The organism is Streptomyces sp. NPDC034037, assembly GCF_055575715.1.
In genome coordinates this window covers 286316-304567 of record NZ_JBVISC010000003.1, presented here as the reverse complement: position 1 = coordinate 304567, position 18252 = coordinate 286316, and the positions used below count along the sequence as shown (strand labels likewise).

General features: G+C 70.8%; 18 protein-coding genes and 1 riboswitch. Of the genes, 7 read left to right on the top strand and 11 right to left on the bottom strand.

The annotated features are described in order from the left end of the window. Positions 1-81: 81 nt before the first annotated feature. On the top strand, positions 82-432 hold the full coding sequence (locus ACZ516_RS11955) for a helix-turn-helix transcriptional regulator (RefSeq protein ID WP_358589719.1): 351 nt from the start codon (positions 82-84) through the stop codon (positions 430-432). Positions 433-445: 13 nt separating this feature from the next. On the opposite strand, the gene ACZ516_RS11950 is transcribed toward ACZ516_RS11955, so the two are convergent. From ACZ516_RS11950 to ACZ516_RS11935, 4 genes are all read right to left on the bottom strand, one after another. Beyond that, a complete protein-coding gene (locus tag ACZ516_RS11950; protein ID WP_469009879.1) occupies positions 446-1822 on the bottom strand; it encodes an erythromycin esterase family protein in 1377 nt (458 codons plus the stop codon). Positions 1823-1963: 141 nt separating this feature from the next. Continuing rightward, positions 1964-2599, bottom strand: coding sequence for an RNA 2',3'-cyclic phosphodiesterase (gene thpR / locus ACZ516_RS11945; protein ID WP_361085095.1), 636 nt, complete (start codon positions 2597-2599; stop codon positions 1964-1966). 100 nt (positions 2600-2699) lie between these two features. Then, positions 2700-3200: a transglycosylase SLT domain-containing protein gene (locus ACZ516_RS11940; RefSeq protein ID WP_361085092.1), complete on the bottom strand. Its 501-nt coding sequence runs from the start codon at positions 3198-3200 to the stop codon at positions 2700-2702. Positions 3201-3637: 437 nt separating this feature from the next. Further along, positions 3638-4618: a TIGR03557 family F420-dependent LLM class oxidoreductase gene (locus ACZ516_RS11935; RefSeq protein WP_361085088.1), complete on the bottom strand. Its 981-nt coding sequence runs from the start codon at positions 4616-4618 to the stop codon at positions 3638-3640. A gap of 267 nt (positions 4619-4885) precedes the next feature. On the opposite strand from ACZ516_RS11935, the gene ACZ516_RS11930 reads away from it, so the two are divergent. Continuing rightward, positions 4886-5584, top strand: a complete 699-nt coding sequence (locus ACZ516_RS11930; RefSeq protein ID WP_469009878.1) for a TetR/AcrR family transcriptional regulator — start codon at positions 4886-4888, stop codon at positions 5582-5584. On the opposite strand, the gene ACZ516_RS11925 is transcribed toward ACZ516_RS11930, so the two are convergent. The 4 genes from ACZ516_RS11925 to ACZ516_RS11910 all read right to left on the bottom strand — a co-directional run bounded on the left by ACZ516_RS11925 (position 5581) and on the right by ACZ516_RS11910 (position 11285). Next, positions 5581-7029 (bottom strand): APC family permease, encoded by a 1449-nt coding sequence (locus tag ACZ516_RS11925; RefSeq protein WP_469009876.1) that lies wholly within the window; start codon positions 7027-7029, stop codon positions 5581-5583. The genes ACZ516_RS11930 and ACZ516_RS11925 overlap by 4 nt on opposite strands. After that, on the bottom strand, positions 7026-8594 hold the full coding sequence (locus tag ACZ516_RS11920; protein WP_361085078.1) for a GMC family oxidoreductase: 1569 nt from the start codon (positions 8592-8594) through the stop codon (positions 7026-7028). The genes ACZ516_RS11925 and ACZ516_RS11920 overlap by 4 nt, the downstream gene beginning before the upstream one ends. Positions 8595-8624: 30 nt before the next feature. Continuing rightward, a complete protein-coding gene (locus ACZ516_RS11915) occupies positions 8625-10091 on the bottom strand; it encodes an aldehyde dehydrogenase family protein (protein WP_361085075.1) in 1467 nt (488 codons plus the stop codon). 420 nt (positions 10092-10511) lie between these two features. Then, complete coding sequence (locus tag ACZ516_RS11910) at positions 10512-11285, bottom strand: polysaccharide deacetylase family protein (RefSeq protein ID WP_358909844.1); 774 nt, start codon at positions 11283-11285, stop codon at positions 10512-10514. A gap of 409 nt (positions 11286-11694) precedes the next feature. Here ACZ516_RS11910 and ACZ516_RS11905 point away from each other — a divergent pair, with 409 nt between their 5' ends. Both ACZ516_RS11905 and ACZ516_RS11900 read left to right on the top strand, forming a co-directional pair. Next, positions 11695-12096 (top strand): hypothetical protein, encoded by a 402-nt coding sequence (locus ACZ516_RS11905; RefSeq protein ID WP_361085071.1) that lies wholly within the window; start codon positions 11695-11697, stop codon positions 12094-12096. 8 nt (positions 12097-12104) lie between these two features. Beyond that, positions 12105-12290, top strand: a complete 186-nt coding sequence (locus ACZ516_RS11900; RefSeq protein WP_361085068.1) for an SMI1/KNR4 family protein — start codon at positions 12105-12107, stop codon at positions 12288-12290. 241 nt (positions 12291-12531) lie between these two features. Here ACZ516_RS11900 and ACZ516_RS11895 read toward each other — a convergent pair whose 3' ends face one another. Beyond that, positions 12532-13284 (bottom strand): transglycosylase SLT domain-containing protein, encoded by a 753-nt coding sequence (locus ACZ516_RS11895; RefSeq protein ID WP_469009875.1) that lies wholly within the window; start codon positions 13282-13284, stop codon positions 12532-12534. Between the two features lie 5 nt (positions 13285-13289). Continuing rightward, positions 13290-13446: riboswitch (cyclic di-AMP (ydaO/yuaA leader) on the bottom strand. 532 nt (positions 13447-13978) lie between these two features. Further along, positions 13979-14374 carry a RidA family protein gene (locus ACZ516_RS11890; RefSeq protein ID WP_361085266.1) on the bottom strand — a complete coding sequence of 132 codons (396 nt, stop codon included), beginning with the start codon at positions 14372-14374 and terminating at the stop codon, positions 13979-13981. A 135-nt stretch (positions 14375-14509) separates the two neighbouring features. Here ACZ516_RS11890 and ACZ516_RS11885 point away from each other — a divergent pair, with 135 nt between their 5' ends. Then, positions 14510-15499: a helix-turn-helix transcriptional regulator gene (locus ACZ516_RS11885; protein ID WP_469009873.1), complete on the top strand. Its 990-nt coding sequence runs from the start codon at positions 14510-14512 to the stop codon at positions 15497-15499. 308 nt (positions 15500-15807) lie between these two features. After that, on the top strand, positions 15808-16269 hold the full coding sequence (locus ACZ516_RS11880) for a hypothetical protein (protein WP_469009872.1): 462 nt from the start codon (positions 15808-15810) through the stop codon (positions 16267-16269). 167 nt (positions 16270-16436) lie between these two features. On the opposite strand, the gene ACZ516_RS11875 is transcribed toward ACZ516_RS11880, so the two are convergent. Next, positions 16437-16967 carry an SMI1/KNR4 family protein gene (locus tag ACZ516_RS11875; protein ID WP_469009871.1) on the bottom strand — a complete coding sequence of 177 codons (531 nt, stop codon included), beginning with the start codon at positions 16965-16967 and terminating at the stop codon, positions 16437-16439. Positions 16968-17188: 221 nt separating this feature from the next. On the opposite strand from ACZ516_RS11875, the gene ACZ516_RS11870 reads away from it, so the two are divergent. After that, on the top strand, positions 17189-18250 hold the full coding sequence (locus tag ACZ516_RS11870; protein ID WP_469010459.1) for a hypothetical protein: 1062 nt from the start codon (positions 17189-17191) through the stop codon (positions 18248-18250). Positions 18251-18252: the final 2 nt, after the last annotated feature.

Sequence of the window (18252 nt, the reverse complement as noted above, 5' to 3'; positions counted from 1 at the left end):
GCAGCCCACACACGTCAATTAATACCTGAAACACAGTACGTGTTTTTGAAAACACGTACGCATCATCGCTAGAGTTGACGCATGGATGGAGTGCCCGAGCCACACACCGGATGGACGTTTCTCACCAATCACGCGCGGGTGCTGGCCGCTATCGCGGATGATCACAACGCCCGTATCCGCGACATCGCCGCGCACTGCCGCCTCACCGAGCGCGCGGTCCAGAAGATCATCGCCGATCTCGAAGCGGACGGTTATCTCTCCCACACGAGGGAGGGACGCACCAACACCTACCGGATCGACCCCAGCAAGGTGCTGCGCCACCCGGCCGAATCGGGCCTGGCCGTGGCGTCGTTGCTGTCCCTGCTCGTCCACGACGAGGCCGACCGCACCTCGTCCCCGGAGAACCCCGACCGGGACCACGCCACCGCCTGACGCGCCTCCCGGGTCAGAGCTTCTGGGCGCCGCGGACCCGGTGCAGGTGGACGAGAACGTCGTAGGCCCTGCCGAGGGCCAGGGTGGGGAGCGGGTCCGGCGTGTAGGTCGAGCCGGCGTCGTAGACGGGGCGGGCGGTGTCCAGCCAGGCGCCGGCCGGGGCCGGGACGTCGCGCAGATCGACGTAGAAGTCCCGGTGGCGCACCCGGTCGAGGGTGTACTCGTGCATGTCGGGGCTCGCGGGCGGCACGGTGGTCTCGTGCCAGTCGCCGCCAAGAGCGGCATCCTTGGTGAGGAACGAACCGCCGGCGAAGGTGAAGCCGATGATGGCGTAGTTCCGGCCGAGGGCGTCGCGCAGGTAGGAGCCCTGCGTCTTGGGGTACATCACGGGGTCGGTCGACAGAAGGCCGACGTGGCCGTTGTGCGCCGACAGCAGAACCTTGTGACCGGTCTCGTGATGCCACCATGTGATGTTGTCGGCCATCGCGCGATCGCGCAGGTGTTCGACCTCGGCCACCGAGGCCGGGTCGGTGACGTCCAGCGCGGTGAAGGCGAAGGTCTGCGCGATGTTCTTGGCGTGCTGCACCGCCCACGCGTGCCCGGTGCCGCCCACCCCCCTGCCTGCGGTGACCACGTCGAGCGCCTGCTGTGCCCGGACTGCGTTCTGCCGCCGCAGCGCGAGCGGCCTGTTCAGGTACTCGAAGACGTCGTCCAGCGGGCGCAGTTGCGCGTACAGCGCGGTGAGCCGTGCCAGCGAGCCCGGGTCGGCCTCGCGCACGTGGGAGAGCACCCGCTCGAAGAGCGCGTCGCCGAGCCGGGGGGCGCCGATGTCGTCGCCCATGAAGTGGACCCTGCGCCTCGGGTGCCGGCGGTTGTGCTCCCGCATCCAGGCGATGAGGCTCACGAACTCCGCACGCTCCCACGGGGATCCGGCCAGGGTCTCCTCGGCGATCCGCCGGGCGTCTCCCTCGCCGCCCTGGAGGTACTCGTCGATCCGCAGCCCCGCCGACCAGCTCATTTCCAGGGCGAACGTCGTGAAGCCCTCGTGCTCGACGAGGTGGCGGAACACCCGCTCCTTCATGGCGAAGAACTCGTGCGAGCCGTGGGTGGCCTCACCGAGGCCCACCACCTCGGCGTCACCGATCATCGCGCCGAGCGCCCGGAGATCGGCGGTGCGGGTGCCGGGCTCGGTGGAGCGCAGCGGGTGGGCGGCACGCTCGATGGCCCGTACGACGGCGGCCTGCCCCGTGCCCCCGGTGCCGCCGGCTGTCGCGCCCGCGCGTGCTGCCGTGGCGGCGCCCGCCCTGGGCGCCGCCAGAGCCGTGGCCGCGCCCGCCGCCGTCACCGCCAGCAGCCCCCGCCGACCGAGCCGCTTCTCGTACACCGTCATCCTGATCGCTCCTCGCCCATCTCACCTCATGTGTCCCGAAGGACCGGTGAGTCGATCATGACGGGCGGTGCGGTGGCGGCGCGCTGAGGCGGACCTCCGTCCTGACCGGGGGATAACCCCCCCTCGGCGGCGGCCGGGGTGTCACGCCGAGGGCCAGGAGAAGCGCGAGCGCGGGGCCGGTCGATTCCGGGCCCCGAAGCGCCAGGCGTCGACGTCGCGGTAGCGGATCGGCCCCGGACCGCGGCCGATGTTGCTGGCGACCAGATGCAGACGCTCGGCCGGCCACGGGCGGCCCGTGAACCCGCTCAGGCCCGCCGCCGTCTCCGCCGCGCACGAGGGCGTGTCCCGCCGCGCCCGGGCCAGCGTCAGATGCGGGCGCAGCGGCCGGTCCGCGAAGGCCACACCGCACTCCTTGACCACGGCACGCACCTCGGCGGCGAGCTGCCGGAACGCGTCGAGCTCCCCGTCGATCCCGCACCACACCACGCGCTCGTCGAAGTGCCCGCCCCCGCGCAGCGCCAGCGTGAGGGGCGCCCGGGCGGCCGCGAGGTCCGCGAGCGGGGGACACAGCGCGGGAACGACCGCGCTCGGCACCTCGCCCAGGAACGCCAGGGTGATGTGCCAGTCCTCGATGCGGTTCCACCGCATGCGCGGATGGGCGTGGTGGGCGGGAGCCAGCTCGGCGGCCAGTTCCCGCTTGGCGTCGTCGGGCGGGGCGAGGGCGATGAAGACGCGAACGGTCGCGGGCGGGGGCGCGGGCTGGATCTGTTCGTTCACGGAAGCCTTCGTACCGCATCGGGCCGGGCGGATGGCCCGCGGCCCCGGCCTTGGCCGACGCGGTCGGCCGACGCGTCGACGCGGTCGACGTGAGGAGTACTCAGTAGGCGGAGTCGACGTTGTCGATGGAGCCGTACTTGTCGGCGGCGTAGTTGGCCGCGGCGGTGATGTTGGCCACTGGGTCGGTCAGGTTGTTGGCGGTGCCCTCGACGTGGTAGGCCTCGAAGGTCGGCTGGATGACCTGGAGCAGCCCCTTGGACGGGGTGCCGTTCTGGGCGTTGACGTCCCAGCCGTTCTGCGCGTTCGGGTTGCCCGAGGACTCGCGCATGATGTTGCGGTGCAGCCCCTCGTAGGTGCCCGGGATGCCCTTGGCCTTCATGATGGCGAGCGCCTCACGGATCCAGCCGTCGAGGTTGTCGGCGTGGGCCGCCTTGGGCGCCGCGGCCCGGGAGACGGGCGCGTTCGTACCGGTGGGCTCCGCGGCGTGGGCGGGGGAGGGGGCAAGGGTCAGCGCCGCGGCGGCGGCGCTCGCGGTGGCGATGCCGGCGACGGAGAACGTGCGGAGCCGGGCGGTGCGGGGCTGCGTCTGGGTCGTGGCCATGCGGGGGGTGACTCTCCATGCGGTGCGTGGGCGGGGTGGGGGAGGGCCCGGGCGGAGCGGTACGGATGTGCTCGGTGCGAGGCCGGGCTCCCCGGAACTTCCGCCAGAGTGAGCGGTGCCCGGCGGGGAAGGCAAGGGTGTGACGTACTACCGAAGGCCGCAGATACGCAGGTCAGAACGCCTCCGAAGGCTTACGGGCCTGCCCGGCGCGGCCCTCGCCGACCACTACCGTCTTTAGCATGTGACGTGGACCCTATGGGTGGGCTCACAGTCCCCGCCCCCTGGCGACCCCGCGAAAGTGACCCGGCCCACGCCCCCGTGGACACCCCGGAGCCGCCCCCCGAGCGGGACACCGAAGCGTGGGCATCAAGAGCGTGGGCAGCACAAGAGCGCCCCGCCCGGATGGGCGGAGCGCTCTGCGTGGGGGTGGGGGCGGTTCAGCCCTGTGAGCCGTCCGGCTTCAGCTGCCGGAGGGGCCCGTCCAGCTCGCGCTGGTAGAAGTCGATGAAGCCGTCCGGGTCGGGGCCGGCGTTCTGCATGACCAGCCGGTCGAAGCCCGCGTCGACGAAGCTCTGCGCGGCCTCCAGGTACCGGGACGGGTCGTTGCCGCAGGCGAACTTCTCCAGGATGTCCTCCTCGCGCACGGTCGTGGTCGCCGCGTCGAAGTTCACCGGGTTGGGCAGCTCGCTCATCACCTTCCACCCGGTCAGCGCCCACCGCGAGGTCTCCAGGGCGGCCTTCGCCGCCGTGTGCTCGTCGGGCGCCCAGGCCATCGGCACCTCCGCGTAGCGGGGGCCGGTGCCACCGGCCTCACGGTAGTGCCGGACGATCTCCGGCTTGTCCTCCGTGGCGAACAGGCCGTCGCCCAGCTCCGCGGCGAGCCGCGACGACGGCTTGCCGCTGGCGGCGACCGCGATCAGGGGCAGCTCGTCGGGCAGGTCGAACACGCGAGCGTCCGCCAGCCGCAGGTGCTTGCCCTCGTAGGACCGGTACCCGCCGCTCCACAGCAGCCGGATGATCTCCAGGGCCTCCCTGAACATCTCGTGCCGGGTGCTGACCGAGTCCGGGAAGCCCTGGCCGACGACGTGCTCGTTCAGCCGCTCGCCCGAGCCGAGGCCGAGCACGAAGCGGCCCTCCGACAGCAGGGCCAACGTGGCGGCCGCCTGGGCGATGATCGCCGGGTGGTAGCGCATGGTCGGGCACGTCACGCCGGTCGCCAGTTCGATCCGGGACGTCTTGGCCGCGATGGTGCCGAGGACCGTCCAGGCGAAGGGGGAGTGGCCCTGGTTGTCGAGCCATGGGTGGTAGTGATCGCTGATCTCGACGAAGTCGAAGCCCGCCTCCTCCGCGAGGACGGCCTGCCGCACCAGTTCCGCCGGACCGAACGCCTCGGCGGCCAGCTTGTAACCGATCTTCATGTGGTTCCTCGTCTCCTTGCGCCGGCGCCGTTCTCGTCCGCACAGGTACCCGCCGAAGACGGGACATAACGTGTCCCGTGGGCTCATCGGAGGCCACCCCCATTGTTTTCACCGGGCCGCCACCACCGCACCCCGAGACGGCCGTCGCCCTCTCCAGCGCACCCCGAGACGGCGGCCGTCGATTCCATCAAACCCCGGGACCGGCGGCCGCCGGTAAAAGTCAACAGGCGTGAAGTTCGAGCCGGGGCCATACCGTACGCTGACGCCATGCCCGCGACCTCCCGACGCCGCCCCGCCACCCGCAGGGGCCGCCCGGTCCTCACCCGCGAGAGCATCGCGGCCAGGGCTCTGGAGATGGTCGGCTCCAAGGGGTTCCCGTCCCTGACGATGCGCGCGCTGGCCAACGAACTGGGCGTCACCGTGCGGTCGTTGTACAACTACGTCGAGGACCGCCAGGAGGTCGTCCACCTCGTGGTCGACCTCATGCTCAGCTCCTGGGAGCCGCCCCCGCTCGACCCCGCGCACTGGGAGCGGTCCGTCGCCGACTACGCCCGGTCCCTGCGCGCGCTGTACCGGCGCTGGCCCCGCGCCCTGCTCGTCTCGCTCGACGAGGACACCCCGCCGGCCTCCGTGCACCCCAACCGGCTGCTCGACCTGGACCGGTTCCTGCGGTTCCTGCGGGACGTCGGCCTGGACCTGTCGGCGGCACTCGCGGCGCACCGCCACCTCTGCCTGCTGGTCCTCTCTTTCGCCCTCCTGGTCGACCAGGAGGGCGACCGGTCCGGGGCCGACCGGAGCCCGCTCGTCCCCGCCGCCTGGCTGACGGCCCAGGGCGACCTCGACGTCCCCACCCTCCGCCAGGCCGCCCTGCTGCCCCTGCCCAGCGCGGACGAGCAGTTCGACCAGCTCGTCTCCGCCGTCACGACCCTGATCCGTGCCCACCTCGGCGCCGACGAACAGCCCTAATCCGGGACGGCGTTCGCCGAGGGGGCGTCACTGCGGCCGTAGTGACGCGTGGTGAACATGTACACGAGCCCCACCCCCACCACGATGCCGCCGCCCAGCAGCACGATCCAGTTGTCGTACCAGGCCGCCTCGGGAGTGCGGGGCCAGGCGATGGTGATGATGGCGAAGATGCCGTAGGCGAGGGCCCCGATGTTCACCGCGAGGCCCCACCGGCCCAGCCGGTACTCGCCGCTCGGCCGCCAGCCCTTGAGGCGCGCGCGCAGGGCGGCCAGCACGACCATCTGGAAGGCGGTGTAGATGCCGAGGATCGCGAAAGAGACGATCTTGGTCAGGGCGTCCGTCGAGATCAGCGACCCGATCGCGATCAGTGCGGGGATGGCCGCGGCGACCAGCAGCGCGTACTCGGGCACCGCGCGGCTCGGCGAGAACTTCCGCAGGAGCCGGTGACCGATGATCATCTCGTCGCGCGCGTACGAGTAGATCAGCCGGCCCGCCGCGGCCTGGAGGCTGATCGTGCAGGAGAGGAAGGAGATCAGCACGACGGCCATCACCACCCGCGCGCCGGCCTCGCCGAGGGCGTCGAAGAGGATCCTGACGGCCGGGTCGGAGTCCTGCCCGGAGATCACCGCCCGGTAGTCCACGACGGCCAGCAGCAGCGTCAGACACGTGAAGGTCGCCGCGGCCCCGCCCACGTAGATGGTGCGGCGCATCGCCTTGGGGATCACCTTGCCCGGGTGCTTCACCTCCTCGGCCACGTCCCCGCAGGCCTCGAAACCGTAGTACTGGTAGAAGCCGATGATCGCCGCCCCGAGGAAGACGGGCAGATACGAACTGTCCCCGGCGGCGCCGTAGTCGTCGAAGAGGACACCGAGGCCGTGGAAGCGGTGGGTGACGAGCAGGATGATGCCGACGACGAGCGCACCGATCAGCTCCGCGCCGAACCCGATCAGCGCCGCCCACGAAAGGGCCTTCGTACCGGCGTAGTTGATGAGCACGGCGATGAGGATCAGCCCGATCGTGCACAGCACGGTGGTGTGCACGGTGGCGTCGAAGCCGAGCAGGATGGCGATGTAGGGCCCGGCGCCGTACGCGACGCTGGTGATCGTGACGAGCAGCGCCCACATGTAGATCCAGCCGGTCATCCAGGCCCAGCGCTTGCCCCACAGCCGCCGCGCCCACGGGTAGACCCCGCCCGCGACCGGGTACTGGGCGACGACCTCGCCGAAGACCAGCGCGACGAGGAACTGGCCGCAGCCCGCCATGAGGAACGCCCAGATCATCGGCGGGCCGCCGTCGGCGAGGGCGGTGCCGAAGAGGGTGTAGGTGCTCACCACCGGGGAGAGGTAGGTGAAGCCGAGGGCGAAGTTCGCCCACGGTCCCATGTCCTTGCGGAACTCCGACTTCTCTTCCCCAGGGGCGGCGTCCGGCGCTCCGGCCGTGGTCACTGGAACACCCCTTCGGCGTGCACGGGGCCGGGCCCCGGCCGGGCGCAGATGAGGTCCGCCGCGCGCTCGGCGGCGAGCAGCACCGTCACCATCGGATTGATGGTCGGCATGGTGGGGAAGATGGAGGCGTCCACGATGCGCAGCCCGTCGTGCCCGCGCAGCCGCAGCTGCGGATCGACGACCGCCATCGGATCGTCCTCGGCGCCCATCTTGCAGGTCCCCGCCGGGTGGTAGACGGTGTGGGCGGCGCGTCGCCCGTACTCGGACAGGTCCGCGTCCGACGTCACGTCCGGGCCCGGCGCCACCTCCCGCACCAGCCAGTCGCTGAGCGGCGCGGTGGCGGCGACCTCGCGGGCGATCCGCAGACCCTCGACGATCGTACGTTCGTCGTGCCCCTCCGGATCGGTGAAGTAGCGGAAGTCCAGGGCCGGTTTGACGGCGGGATCGGCGCTGCGCAGCCACATGCGGCCGATGGAACGCGCGCGCGGCACGTTCGGGGTCATGCAGACGCCGTGCTCGGGCACGGGGTAGCCGAGCCGCTCGGTGTTGACGGTGAACGGCACCTGGTAGAAGTGGAACATCAGGTCGGGACGCGGGCCGTCCGCCGTGTCGCGGCGCAGGAAGAGGCCGGCGTCGGAGTCCATGGCCGAGTTGGGCGGCAGCGGCCCCCGGGTCTCCCACACCATCACGGACTCGGGGTGGTCCAGGAGGTTCTCGCCCACCCCGGGCAGATCGGCGCGGACCTCGATGCCCAGGTCGCGCAGCTGGTCGGCGGGACCGATCCCGGAGAGCAGCAGGAGCCTCGGCGTATCGATCGCCCCGGCGCACAGCAGCACCTCCGCCTCGGCCTCCAGCGTCGAGAGGGAACCGTCGGGGTTGCGCACCTGGACGCGGGTGAAACGGCCCTCGCTGTCGGGCAACAGCCGGTACGCCCAGGTCTCCAGACGCAGTGTCAGGTTCGGGCGGTCCATGATGGGGTGCAGATACGCCACCGAGGCGGAGGAGCGGGTGTTCGTCTTCGGGTCGTAGGCCAGGGAGAAGAAGCCGGCGCCGTCCGTGAAGGGGCGGGCGTTGAAGTCCTCGATGACCGGGACGCCGAGCCGGGTGGTCGCCGCCCTGACGAAGTCCTCGGCGATCGCGTTGCGGTCGGCGGCGGCGACGGGCACGATGTTGTTCCGCAGCCGTGTCCGGTAGGGCAGGATCGTCTCCGGCCCCCAGCCCTCGCAGCCGGCCGCCACCCACTCGTCGAGGTCCTGCGGGAACGGCAGGAAGCTGATCAGGGTGTTGTGCGAGGAGCAGCCGCCGAGCACCCGCGCCCGCGAGTGCAGGATGTGCGAGTTGCCGCGCGGCTGCTCCTCGGTGGTGTAGCCGTAGTCGAACTCGCCGCCCAGCAGGTTGATCCAGTTGCGCAGCCGCAGAATGCGCTCGTCGCCCACGTCGCTGGGGCCGCCCTCCACCACGCACACGCGGCTGGCCGGGTCCTCGCTCAGCCGCGCGGCCAGTACCGAGCCCGCCGTACCGCCGCCGATGACCACGTAGTCGTAGGTCGTCGTCTCGTCGTCCATGCCGTCGCCCTCTCTCTCGCCCTTGCCCGCTCAGCCCTTGAACCAGCCGGAGACGCCCGGCCTCAGGTTCTGGTAGATGTGCTTGGCCTCCTGGTACTCGCGCAGCCCCGTGGGCCCGAGCTCCCGGCCGAATCCGGAGCGGCCGAAGCCGCCCCACTCGGCCTGGGGGACGTAGGGGTGGAAGTCGTTGATCCAGACGGTGCCGTGCCGCAGCCGGGCGGCGACGCGCTGGGCGCGGCTCGCGTCGCTGGTCCACACCCCGCCGGCCAGGCCGTACCGGGTGTCGTTGGCGAGTTCCACGGCCTCCTCCTCGCTGTGGAAACGCTCCACGGTGACCACCGGACCGAAGACCTCCTCCTGCACGATGCGCATGGAGCGGTCGCAGTCGGCGTAGATGGTGGGCAGCAGGAAGTAGCCGCGCGACAGCTCGGGATCGTCGGGGCGCCGGCCGCCGCAGACCAGCCGGGCGCCCTCCTCCCGGGCGATCTCCAGATAGCCCTCGACCTTGTCCCGGTGCTCGGCCGAGCTGAGCGGCCCGCTCTCGGTCGCCGGGTCGAGGCCGTTGCCGAGCCGGATGGCGCCCGCGCGGGCGGCGAGGCGCTCCACGAACCGGTCGTGCAGGGAGTCCTCCACCAGGAGGCGGGAGCCTGCCGAGCACACCTGCCCGGAGTGCAGGAACGATGCCTCCAGCGCGTGATCGACGGCGGCGTCGAAGTCGCAGTCGGCGAAGACCACGTTGGGGTTCTTGCCGCCGAGTTCCAGCGCGAGGTTCTTCACGCCGGGGGCGCACGCCTCCATGATCCGGCGCCCGGTGGCCAGGCCACCGGTGAAGGACACCATGTCCACCTCGGAGTGGGCGGACATGGCCGCGCCGACGGTGGCGCCCGGGCCGAGCACCAGGTTCGCCACCCCGGCCGGGGTACCCGCCTCGGCGAGCAGCCGGAACATGTGGATCGTGGAGAGCGAAGTCGTCTCGCTGGGCTTGAGCACGAAGGTGTTGCCCGCCGCCAGCGCGGGGGCGACCTTCCACGAGGCCTGGAGCAGCGGGTAGTTCCACGGCGCGATGAGCGCGCAGACCCCGATGGGGTGGTAGGTGACGCGGCTGAGCACGTCGGGCCCGACATCCACGACCCGGCCGCCGTCCTTGTCGGCGATCTCGGCGAAGTAGCGGAACGCGTTCGAGACGTCCTCGACGTCGATCCGGGCCTCGGCGAGCGTCTTCCCGGTGTCGAGGGACTCGACGTGGGCGATCTCCTCCTGGTCGCGCAGGAGGTACCGCGACACCTTCAGCAGGACGTCGGCCCGCTCCCGGGTGGGCGCCGACGGCCAGTCACCGCGGTCGAAGGCGCGCCGGGCGGCTCGTACGGCGAGGTCGACGTCGGCCTCGTCCGCGTCGTCGACCTGCTGGACGACGGACGCGTCGTACGGGTTGATCACATCCCGCCGCCCGCCCCGGACGGCACCGGTCCACTCCCCGTCGATGAACAGCTCCGCCATCGTGGCCTCCCTCGCTCCCACACCTGTCCGGTACCGACGTGACCACCGGCACGGCATACCGGGCACCAACATCGTCCGCCGGGCTCTCCGTGGTCATGGGGGCGCACGGGCCGGGGGGAGAGTCGGGGGCAGATGTGACCTGGTTGGGCTAGGGAGGGGTGGGCCCCGGCGGCGCGGAGGCGGGGCGCGCGCTCGCCGGACCTGGCCGCGCGCTGCTTCCGGGATCCGGGCGTGGTGCCCGCCGGGGGCCGGTCACCGACCTCGGGGGCGACCGGCGAAGCCAGGGGGGGGCGGCGGGCAGCCACGTGTGCACGCCAAGGTGCCGGTGCGGTCGAGCAGCCGCGGGGCGTTCGGCGGTGCGGCAGGCGCGCGGAGGCTTCACCGGGGACGGTCGGGCCGGGTGACGTGATGGGGGGGGGCTCAGCGCACCGGGAAGCCGAACACGTAACCCTGCTCCTTGAGGCGGGGGAGGAGCCGGCGCAGCGCCTCGACGGTCTGGGTGCGGTCGCCGCCCGCGTCGTGGAAGAGGAGCGTCGGCCCATTGGGCAGCTCCCGCTCCACGGTGGCGACGATGGCGTCCGTGCCGGGGCGCTCGAAGTCCTTGGTGTCGACGTTCCAGCCCAGCGGGCGCATGCCCCGGGAAGCGGCGAGCTTGCGGCTGTACGGGGTGAACGCCCCGCCGGGCGCCCGGTAGTACATCGGCCGCACACCGCCGGACGCCTTCGTGATCATGCGTTCGGCGTCGAGTATCTGCTGCGACTGATAGCGCTGGGAGTTCTTGTCCATGGCGGTGTCGTGCGACACCGAGTGGTCGCAGAGCCGGTGCCCGTCCGCGACCACTTTCTTCACGAGGTCGGGGTGGGCCCGCGCCTGCGTCCCCACCATGCAGAACGTGGCCTTCACCCCGTACTCCCGCAGCAGGTCGAGCACTTGAGGGGTCCATACGGGGTCGGGGCCGTCGTCGATCGTGATGTTGACGCCGCGCTTCCCCTTCTCCGAGGCGTGCGCGATGGTCGCCGAGACCGGCTTGACGTCACCGCCGGGCTCGGCCGATGCGCCCGCGCGCGGCGGCGCGTCGCTCACGTCGCCGGCCTGCGCGGTCCACACCGAGGCGCCGGTGGCGAGCACCGTCACACCGAGCGCCGCCCCGATCAACTTGCCGTACCAGCCCCGTCCCCCGCTGTGCCGTGCCATGCCCGCCCCTCTCACGTCATCCTCGCCGGTCCCCGGTCCGGTGGCCTTACCGCCACATGCCAGGACGGGGCCGGGCGACCGAGGGATGCGCCTGTTACGGATCACGGACAATTTCGTGAGAGTTCGCGGACAACCCGCCGCGAGCGGAGGCGCGGGTGGCGGGTGCCGTCGACTTCCGCCGCCTGTGCCGAGGCGGCGTCAAACCCCGTGGCAAGGGCCCGCCTTGACCGGCGTACGCGTCGAACGCACGGGTTTTTTGAGCGAGACGGACATCGGGCGGCCCGGCCTTCGACCGCCCCCGAAGGACTGGGCGCCTCGCACCGCGATATCGACGATGTCCACCCGCTGGTGGCCGCTACCTCGTCAGGGGTGAGAATGAACCCCGCATTTCCCCTCGACCAGGAGATTCATGTACAAGCGCCTGCCTGTCCTCGCCCTCTGCCTCGCCGCGGCCGTCCTTGGCGCATCGGCGTGCGACGACGACGGCGACGACCGCCCCCGGGCCTCGGCGTCCGAGCCCTCGACCACCGCGTCCGCGCCCTCGGCCGGCGCGTCCACGCCCGCGCCCGGCGCCGCCGAGCCGCGCAAGCTGACGGGCGTGATGTCCAAGCTCTACCTCAAGACGATCCGGGACCACTACCCGGACCTGGCGGACATCGATGACGCGACGCTTCTCGCACACGGCAACGCCTTCTGCGCCGCGCGGGGGAAGGCACTCGGTGACCAGGCGAAGAAGACGATGAGGGAAATCGGCACCACTCCGAAGCAGACTGCCCAGATCATGGGAACCGCGCACGGCCTGTGCCGGTAGCGCCAGTGGTGACGGCCTGTCAGCCGTGCACCCGCTCCGAGCTGGACGGCCTCTACCGCACGCTCGGCGTGCGGCTGCCCGAGAACGTCGAGCGATCGCTGTTACGGCACAACGGGTCGGGACTCACCGACGTCATCCCGTCCATGTACGCGCTCTACAGCGTCCCCGCCCCCGTGGATCGCCGTCATGGGTGACGGTGAGGAGTGGCGGGCCGTCGATATGGACACCGACTTCCCAGGGACATTGGTCTGGGCGGATGTGAGGGGTTGAGGGATGATTCGCCCCAGTTCGATCCGTTCCTTGGAGTGGCCGGGTGATCCGGTTCGCACTCGGCGGGCCGGGCGCAAACGGCCGGGCCGGCCGGTCCGGGCCCCAGTGGAACGAGCCGCCCGGCGGGTGATCCGCCGGGCGGGCGGTCTGCGTGGGGGATGAGGGCTAGTACGGGCCGTTCACGTTGTCGATCGAGCCGTACCGGGCGGCCGCGTAGTTGCAGGCGGCGGTGATGTTGGCGACGGGGTCGAAGCTGTCCAGCGACGTGCCGGGCACGTGGTACGCGGTGAACGTGGGGCCGATGACCTGCAGGAGTCCCTTGGAAGGCGTGCCGGCGACCGCGTTGACGTCCCAGTTGTTGATGGCCAGCGGGTTGCCGGAGGACTCACGCATGACGTTGCGGTGAATGCCCTCGTAGGAACCGGGGATGCCGTGCTGGGCCATGATGTCCAACGACTCCCTGATCCAGCCGTCGAGGTTGTCGGGGTAGGTCTTCTTCGCGGGAGCGACGGCGGGCACGGCCTCACGCGCCGAGCGGTCCGCCCGCTCGGCGGACGCCGGGGAGGCGGCCGGCTTCTTCGCGGGCTCGGCCGCGCCCTTCGCGCCGAGAGTGAGCTTGAGACCCGGGTGTATCAGCTTCGGGTCGGCGCCGAGTACGCCGCGGTTGTCCTCGTAGAGCTTCTTCCAGCCGCCGCTCAGGGAGTGCTTCTGGGCGATCTTGGAGAGGGAGTCGCCCGCGACGACGACGTAGGTCCTGGAGTCGGCGGCCGGCTTGGCGGGGGCGCCGGCCTCGGCCGCGCCGGCGCTGGTGGCACCGAGCACGGGGAGGACGAGCACGGCTCCGCCCGTTCCCGCGGCGGCGATGCCCCGGTTGAGCGAGCTGGACTTGGGGCGGCGGTGCTTTCCTTTTGCGGGCATGACGAAACGTTCCTCTCCGTCGCCTGCGAGGTGAGCTGTCGGGTTCGGACGGGAGCTGTCCTGGCGCGTGGGGAGCGCGCCTTCACCCCGAGCCGATCCGGAATCCGGATCGGCGGCTTACCTGGGTCCCCCGCTCCTGCCGTGGATGAGTGAGTGGAAGGGTTTCCGGACAGCGGCAGGATTCGGCGTTCCGTCCGGATTGACGGTGACATTAAGCGAGAGCGCCGGGCCGGAACAAGGTCGGAATTCACACTGGCGAATCCGAAGAGACTTCCCTGGGAATTTGATCTCCCCGACTCTTTGATCGTTAAAGTCAACTCGCTTTGCGGGGAACGGGAGTAAGTGTGGGGGGCTACGCGATCATCCTCTGTCGGCGTGACACATTTCACTGAATCGGCAGGGAGGAACCAGCGTTTAACGCCGCAAAGAGTGTCTTAAATTGCACATCTGCGACCAAAGTAGCGACAGGTCTAATTGCTGCGCAAAGATGGACATATTGAACCCCTTGGGGGCGGCACTGCCCCGGCATGGCGCAGGGGGTTCATCACGCCTGCTGCCATGAAAGGCCTGTCTTCCTGATGGCAAAGCAGTCCAGCCTGTCCACCGGTCACCGATTGCCTGCGGGAATGAAAACTGCTCGTGCCGGATGGACCGACACGAGCAGGAGAAGCGGTGAATTGATGGTGAGGTCACGTCATGAAACGGCAGTTCCTTCGAGTTCGACCATCTGACCCGGGATCGCCAGCCGTGTCACCCCGAGCATCGTGGTGGCCGGTGCCACTCCCGCCACGCCCAACCGCGAGGCCAGCAGCCCGTAATGAGGGAACAGCAGATCGACGTCCGTGGTGTAGACGTTGAGCCGGACAAGGTTCGCGAGGGACATGCCGGCCTCGCCGAGCACGGCCTCCAGATTGTCGAGGCTCAGCGTCAACTGTCCGGCCATGTCACCCTCGTGTTGAGGCTTGCCGTCACCGTCCATCGCGGTCTGCCCGGAGCAGTAGAGGGTCCGGGTGTGCCCGCTGACGAGTTCCCCCTGGTTGAATCCCATCTCCACCGACCACGTCACGGGATTGACCGCTGTTCGTTCCACTGCCACATCAGCTCCGTTCGACTGCACGGGAAATACGGACATCCGTCGGCGCCGGCGCTGCAGCCGACGTCGGTGCCCCGGAGCCTGTCAACGAATCACGACACCCTCGGTCATGTATTCGATAGGGTCTGCCGCATGCGCGCCGATCGACTGGTCTCGCTGGTGCTGATGCTGCGTCAGCGCGGTCGGCTGACCGCGGACACACTCGCCCGTGAGCTGGAGGTGTCCACCCGTACTGTGCTGCGCGACATCGAGGCGCTGTCCGCGGCCGGGGTCCCGGTCTTCGCGGAACGCGGCAGGCACGGCGGGTTCGCGTTGTTGCCCGGTTTCCGGACGGAACTCATGGGGCTGAACCACGACGAGGCCGTGGCCCTCCTGGCCGCCGGACCGGGGCGCGCGGAGCGGGTGTTCGGCCTCGGCCCGGCGCGCGCCGCCGCCTTGCGGAAAGTCGTCGACGCGCTGCCCGAAAGCCATCGAGCCCCCGCGAGCGACGCGGCCCGGCGCTTCCTCGTGGAACCGGAGACGGACCTGCTCCCAAGCCGGTCGGACGCCGAGAAGGTGCCGGCGGCGGTGATGGCCGAGATCCGGCGCGCGGTGCTCGCCGGGCACAAGCTGCGCATCCACTACGCGGCCACGGACCAACCGCCGCGGTGGCGCACGGTGGACCCGATCGGCCTGGTCACCGTGCGGGACCGGGGCTACCTGCTCGCCACGCGATCCGGCGCGGACCGCAACTACCGGCTGTCCCGGGTCTCGGTCGCCGAGGAACTCCCCGAACCGGCACAGCGGCCGAACCAGGTCGACCTGGAACGGATCTGGCGGGAACGCTGCGCGCGGTTCCTGTCCGACGGCCACCTCACCGTGCCGCTACGGGTGAATCCGCGCCGGCGCGAGGAGTTGCTGAACACGGCCGTGGCGGTGCGCGCCGCTGACCCCGGCCTCCATCCCGACCTTGAAGGGTGGCTGCGGCTGGAGGCGACGTACCAGGACCTGCGCCATGCCGAGTGGGCGCTGTGGCAGCTCGGCACGGATGCGGAAGCCTTGGCCCCCGCGGCCTTGCGCGCCTCCCTGCGCGACCGCGCCGCCGCGATGGCCGCGCGTTACGCCGAGTCCCCGGAGTCCTAGGTCGGACGCCGGCCACAGCCGCAAACCAGTGGGACAGCCACGCGTCCGCCGCCGTGGCGGCCTGTTGAGCGGCTCGTCCCGCCGGGAAACGTGAGTGGAGTACTCCTCCGCGAAGCCCCGCAGTGTCACCCCGGCCTCGGCCAGTGAGCGGCGCTGCGCGTCGAAGGACTGCCGGACGACCGAGGCGCGGGCGCATCCAGCAACAAAAGGCCGAAGCCGTGCCGAGGGCAAGCCGCCCTTGTTCGCCCCCAGGCCCCCAGCCGCCGTCCCGCAGGATTGGTCACATGCCCCCGGGGTAGCCGCTTCTCATGCTTGGCAACCCTCATCGGCTGCCGGGGTCTCTCGCCCGCGCAATCCAGCGGCGCAAAACGCCCCGGCACGCCCGATCCCAGCGCCGACGCGGCAGGATCCACCGCCGCCTGCTCGCCTACCGCGATGTGCAGATCCTCCACTCCATCGCGCCCGACGCCCGGGCCGACAGCCTCCTTCTCGTCCACATCCGCCGGGTCGTGGGCCATCTCACCTACGAGGTCTGCGAACAGTGCGCGAGCGGCGTCATCTCGGAGATCCACGTCGCCGCGCCCCTGCTCGACAGCGGTCTGGAGACCCGCGCCATTTCGCACCTGCGCGCCTGCTACCCCGACGTGACGTGGCGCAGCTGCCCGGCGCGGCGCACGACCCGCACGTTGGTGCACCGTATGCACCTGCCGGAGAGCAGGACCGAACGCGCGTGCTCCCACACAGAGGCCCTCGACCCGACCGGAAGCTGAGACGGCGCGCAGTCACCTTCGCAGTCCCACCGGCAGCTCCACCCAGTGACGCGGAAAGCCGGCGCCGATCGCCACGCGGCCGTCGGTGACGCGGAGCGTCGGGGGTGGGGCCGACTGGTCTGTACGCGATGCGACCAGCGGACATGACACGCGCGGTCAGGGCGAGGTCATGACGCCGACCGGTCGCTGCCCGAGTCATCGGCACCGAGTGAAGTGGCCGCGACCAGACGCTCGACGAACGCCTGGAAGTCCCCGGCCAGCGGGAGTTCCGTGTCGTCGTCCACGTCGAACCAAGTCACGGACGGCTCTCCGCCCTTCCCGCACCCTCGATAGTCGAGAGCGATCCAGCAGTGACCATCACCGGACAACAGGACCAGAGGGGACGGGAGACCCCACTCCTCGACCAGGTAGGCAGTGTCCAGCAAGGACGATTGCTCATCGTGGCGGTCGATGCCCATCATGTCGTCGAGCGGAACGTGGTTCTCGCTCCATGACGTGGGCGCATCCGTCGGGCACGCGTTCCACAGCTCCGTCACCGCACCGCCGTTCTGGACCCGGAGGATCTCCAGCAACGAAGCCGGCAGACGGACGCCGAGCTGACGTTCGGCGTCCTGGACGACCGCGTCGGTCAACGGCGGCTGGACCCCGTACCCGCCCGTGTCCCAGAACGTCGCCTTGACCTCGTCGAATCGTGCCACGGAGGCACCCTATGGGCCCCGCCTCCGGACTTGACGGCCAGTAGGAGCTGCAACGAGCCCCGTACACACCGCCCGTAGACACACCCCCTGCCCCGCACCGCACCCCCGTGCCGAGGAACTTCGGATTGTTCGGGTGGCGGCTGTGGGACGTCTGTTCAGCGATGGGTGCACGCCCTAGGCTGAGCGGCCTTCGCCTCTTGGGAGGTCTCGTGAACGGGTTCGTGAACGGTCTCCGTGCGGCCCTCATCTGCTGTGTGATCGCGTGCGTCGTGGCGGTGTCGGCCCCCGGGGCCACGGCCGCGACGCCCGGCTGGACAGTGCTTCCCGTGCCGCCCGCGGCGGCCTCGCCGGTGACCGTGTCCGACTTCGCCGCCCGTGGGCCGGGCGAAGGATGGGTGACCGGATACGAGCACACCGCCGACGGGCTGCGCCCAATGCTGTACCGGTGGGACGGCAAGGCGTGGAGCCGGGACACGACCTTCCCCGGCGCCGGTGACCCGGGCTGGCTCGGCAAGGCGCGGTTCGTCGGCGACGAGCTGTGGATCCTGCACAACAACCGTGCGGGAGAAGGCGAGATCCTGCGCCGGTCGGCGGGGGAGTGGAGCGTTCTCGCCCTGCCGCAGACCCTACGGGTCTACCAGGACTTCACCGCCGTACCGGGCGCCGCGTGGGTCGTCGGAGAGGACGACACGGGACTGAAGGTGCTGCACTACGACGGCTCCCGCTGGACCACGCAGAGCACCCCGGACGGCGTGCACTACGTGATGGGGATCACCGCGCGCACCGCCGACGACGCCTGGGCCTGGGCGGACACCGACACCGGCCCCGCGATCCTGCGCTGGGACGGAACGGCGTGGCGGGACGCGAAGGTGGCGCTGCCGGCGAACGGCAACGTGCACACCCTTCTGCTCGAACCGTCGGGCCGGGCCACGATCGGCGGCAGCCAGTACACCGAGAACGGGGGGCGCACCTACCTGATGACCTGGAACGGGCACTCCTGGCGCACCACCTACCCGCCGCTGGGCGACACGTACACCGAGGCCATGGTGCGCGGACCGGACGGCGCGCTGTGGCTGCCGATGCGCAGTGACCGCGCGTTCCAGTCGAAGTACGCGCGGGTGAACGGCGCGCGCACCACCTTCTCCTACGGCCCCGAGCGCACGAACGCCATCGACGTCAAACCCCTCGCGCTGGCGACCGCCGGGCCCACGCTGCTGTCCTTCGGGACCGTCGAGGTCTACGGATCGAAACCGAACCTCATGAGCGAGGGGCTGGGAGGCTGACC

What these genes read in the sequence shown, in the direction of transcription:
- ACZ516_RS11950 (WP_469009879.1), bottom strand. Translation starts at nt 1,822, where the DNA reads ATGACGGTGTACGAGAAGCGGCTCGGTCGGCGGGGGCTGCTGGCGGTG.
- ACZ516_RS11935 (WP_361085088.1), bottom strand. Translation starts at nt 4,618, where the DNA reads ATGAAGATCGGTTACAAGCTGGCCGCCGAGGCGTTCGGTCCGGCGGAA.
- ACZ516_RS11915 (WP_361085075.1), bottom strand. Translation starts at nt 10,091, where the DNA reads ATGGCGGAGCTGTTCATCGACGGGGAGTGGACCGGTGCCGTCCGGGGC.
- ACZ516_RS11885 (WP_469009873.1), top strand. Translation starts at nt 14,510, where the DNA reads ATGCGCGCCGATCGACTGGTCTCGCTGGTGCTGATGCTGCGTCAGCGC.
- ACZ516_RS11910 (WP_358909844.1), bottom strand. Translation starts at nt 11,285, where the DNA reads ATGGCACGGCACAGCGGGGGACGGGGCTGGTACGGCAAGTTGATCGGG.
- ACZ516_RS11880 (WP_469009872.1), top strand. Translation starts at nt 15,808, where the DNA reads ATGCTTGGCAACCCTCATCGGCTGCCGGGGTCTCTCGCCCGCGCAATC.
- ACZ516_RS11955 (WP_358589719.1), top strand. Translation starts at nt 82, where the DNA reads ATGGATGGAGTGCCCGAGCCACACACCGGATGGACGTTTCTCACCAAT.
- ACZ516_RS11905 (WP_361085071.1), top strand. Translation starts at nt 11,695, where the DNA reads ATGTACAAGCGCCTGCCTGTCCTCGCCCTCTGCCTCGCCGCGGCCGTC.
- ACZ516_RS11920 (WP_361085078.1), bottom strand. Translation starts at nt 8,594, where the DNA reads ATGGACGACGAGACGACGACCTACGACTACGTGGTCATCGGCGGCGGT.
- ACZ516_RS11940 (WP_361085092.1), bottom strand. Translation starts at nt 3,200, where the DNA reads ATGGCCACGACCCAGACGCAGCCCCGCACCGCCCGGCTCCGCACGTTC.
- ACZ516_RS11895 (WP_469009875.1), bottom strand. Translation starts at nt 13,284, where the DNA reads ATGCCCGCAAAAGGAAAGCACCGCCGCCCCAAGTCCAGCTCGCTCAAC.
- ACZ516_RS11930 (WP_469009878.1), top strand. Translation starts at nt 4,886, where the DNA reads ATGCCCGCGACCTCCCGACGCCGCCCCGCCACCCGCAGGGGCCGCCCG.